1 tRNA gene and 1 rRNA gene are annotated in these 637 nt (G+C 54.2%); both read left to right on the forward strand.

Annotated features, from left to right (window positions below):
- The first annotated feature begins 25 nt into the window (after window positions 1-25).
- Window positions 26-101 (forward strand) — tRNA-Ala (locus tag QWY80_RS19365).
- A 258-nt stretch (window positions 102-359) separates the two neighbouring features.
- Window positions 360-637 (forward strand): 23S ribosomal RNA (locus tag QWY80_RS19370); the annotation flags it as partial.

A 637-nucleotide genomic window follows, 5' to 3' on the forward strand; every position in this document is an offset into this window, starting at 1 on the left:
CCTACCACGTATGGGGTAAGTCAGAGGGGCCTTAGCTCAGCTGGGAGAGCGCCTGCCTTGCACGCAGGAGGTCACCGGTTCGATCCCGGTAGGCTCCACCACTCCTTCAGCTGTAAGCGATGAGCTTTAAGCTGTAAGAAAAGGCCAACCAGCACAGTCTGACGATAAGTTTTAAGCTAGACGCTTGGAAAGAAGGTGCTTTCTTCGAGCGTCCAGCTTAAAGCTTCCAGCTTTAAACGCTCTTTAACAATGTGAATCATGCTGACAAGTTCCTTTCGAGAGAAAGGGACAACGAGATACGTCTCAAGCGTATCCGGCAATGTCGTGTGCATCGCCGACCAGACCCCTTGGGGTTATATGGTCAAGCGATGAAGCGCATACGGTGGATGCCTTGGCAGCCAGAGGCGATGAAGGACGTGGAAGCCTGCGATAAGGCTCGGCGAGGTGGCAAACGACCTGCGACCCGGGCATTTCCGAATGGGGAAACCCACTCAGGGTAACCTGAGTATCACCATGTGAATCCATAGCATGGTGAGGCGAACCGGGGGAACTGAAACATCTCAGTACCCCGAGGAAAAGAAATCAACCGAGATTCCCCCAGTAGCGGCGAGCGAACGGGGAGTAGCCCTTAAGCGTC

Origin of the sequence: Halomonas ramblicola (assembly GCF_030409215.1) — a bacterium.
GTDB classification, from domain to species: domain Bacteria; phylum Pseudomonadota; class Gammaproteobacteria; order Pseudomonadales; family Halomonadaceae; genus Halomonas; species Halomonas ramblicola.